The sequence below is a fragment of the Neobacillus drentensis genome (genome assembly GCF_036962765.1).
Lineage (GTDB): Bacteria > Bacillota > Bacilli > Bacillales > Cytobacillaceae > Neobacillus > Neobacillus drentensis_C.
The window spans coordinates 9,537-11,497 of record NZ_JBALOS010000330.1 but is presented as its reverse complement, the minus strand read 5'-3'; the positions used below and the strand labels follow the sequence as shown (position 1 = coordinate 11,497).

General features: G+C 35.3%; 2 protein-coding genes and 2 pseudogenes. All 4 read right to left on the bottom strand.

From position 1 onward, the window contains the following. Positions 1–232, bottom strand: a pseudogene (locus V7137_RS28600) (DNA replication protein DnaD); the annotation flags it as partial. Positions 233–254: 22 nt separating this feature from the next. After that, positions 255–533: pseudogene (locus V7137_RS28595) on the bottom strand (DNA replication protein DnaD); the annotation flags it as partial. A 511-nt stretch (positions 534–1,044) separates the two neighbouring features. Further along, positions 1,045–1,641, bottom strand: coding sequence for an AAA family ATPase (locus tag V7137_RS28590; protein ID WP_335701198.1), 597 nt, complete (start codon positions 1,639–1,641; stop codon positions 1,045–1,047). An 87-nt stretch (positions 1,642–1,728) separates the two neighbouring features. Then, positions 1,729–1,961, bottom strand: a 233-nt coding sequence (locus V7137_RS28585) for a class II fructose-bisphosphate aldolase (RefSeq protein WP_335701197.1), incomplete at its 5' end; no start/stop codon positions are given.

Genomic DNA, 1,961 nt, shown 5'->3' with positions numbered 1-1,961 from the left:
AGATAGAATCATCTAACCAAGATAGTAACTGTTGTTTGGCATTCACGTTCGAAAAACCAAATCCATTATTGTCCCAAAACTCAACAATTTCTTTCACATCATTCTGTAAAGGATTCTCGATGTCTGGATTTTCCTCTATATTTGGATGAAAAGCTTCTTTTTGTTGTTTTATATTTACATTAAAATTATTATTTCCTTTTTCTTTTTGTCCCCGTATCGTATAACGTTGCATGAACGGATCAGCTAACTCCTCTATATTTACCCCAGTTTTTAATAGCGAGTTCTCTCGTTTCAGGATTGTAACGAATGACCTTGTGGTGCAGGGTGAATCGTTCCATTAACGAATGAACAGTCTCAATTGAATACCCCAAATCAAAAGCCATTTGTTTTTTGGTAATTTTATAGATGCCAATTTGGGTCGTATGTGGATTGGTAAGAAGATACAGGTAAAAGTATTTATCTTCCGGAGTCATCTCCTCAGAAACAACCGGATTCTTCCAAAAATCAGTACGTACCATTCGATATTTTGCCATCTTCAACCACTGCCTTTCTTCTAATAAAATTCCTTCATATTTGATATAGAAATAAATGATGAAAAAGGTCATAGGTTTCTCAATAGAATGTGAATTTTTTATGACACCTTTTCATCACCTTATCCTTTGCGCGGGATTTAGGTGAAAGCCTGCATCCTCTGCACTTCTACAATATCGAGTTTGGCGGGGTAAAGCGAATCTCCATTTTTCATATTTGAGGGCAGTTTTAGAGCATAAACGTCAAAAAACGCCTTCAAATTTGATTTTTAAAGGCGTTTTTTGCAATTCAAGTGATTTTTTAGCCTTTTTTGTAAAAAGGCGTTTATCTTTCTTAGGTTATATAAATAGAACCGTTCCCCAGTTTCTTCTATTCTGCTTATCTATTCATTTGTTTCACTTTCAAAGGCTTTTTTACTTTGTTGTTTTCACCGATAATACTTACTCAAAAGGGACGGTTCTCATGGTCTTTATTGATGTCAGTGAAGACCACGAGTATCGTCCCCATGGTCTTTCACAGCTTTATCTCTTCCAACCACTCAGAATAATTCACCTTTGAATAATCTGTAACATCCACTTCATACAATTTCCCAAGTTCGAATGTGTCGTATCCTCTTGTCGTACATCTGTTTATAAATTCTTCATAGGGTAATAATTGATCTGCTTTACTTCTATCAGCCAATTGATCTCCCTTTTGGTAAGAAGTGACGATATGACTTAAATGCCTTGTCGGGTCCAAGTCTCGCTTCTTTTGCCGCTCAAACAATATATCTAAATCGGCCACCAACCGAATGGTCACAACCCTATAATCATATCTTTCTACTAGCTGCCGAATATATGGTTTCTGTTTTTGACTAAAAGGATAATCAGACATGATCTTGCTGCTTGCTTGCATTTGCTGTTCCATTATTTCAAAGTATTTTGCCCATGCGATCTTTTCTATTACCTGTTTTTCTTCTAAATCATTGTAGCCATACAGATCACAATAATGTTCCTTCCATTCATCCTGAGAGAGCATATAAAATTCCCCTAATTTTTCCTTGATGATCTGACTTAAATAGGTCTTTCCTGTGCCTGGTAAACCTGCTAATAAGATCAAGACTTTATCCATACCTATCACCCTCGTAATCTTCGAATAAAGAGAGAGCACAAGGAATCCCCCGTACTCTCCTAATTCTTATTATCTTCTCGTTTCTAATTATTTCACCTTCATAACACGACTTTCTTTATTCATAAAGATATTAATTTTATGTTTGACGATCTCTTTTACTGACTGGTTACATGGAATGATATTATGACGTAGCGATTTATTTACTTTGGTCTCGCCAAAAGTTTCTTTCGCTGTTTTTGTCCATGCTACTAATAAATCCGTTCCTACATTAAATTTACGAATTCCATTATCAATTAATTCATGAATATCGTTTTCATTCA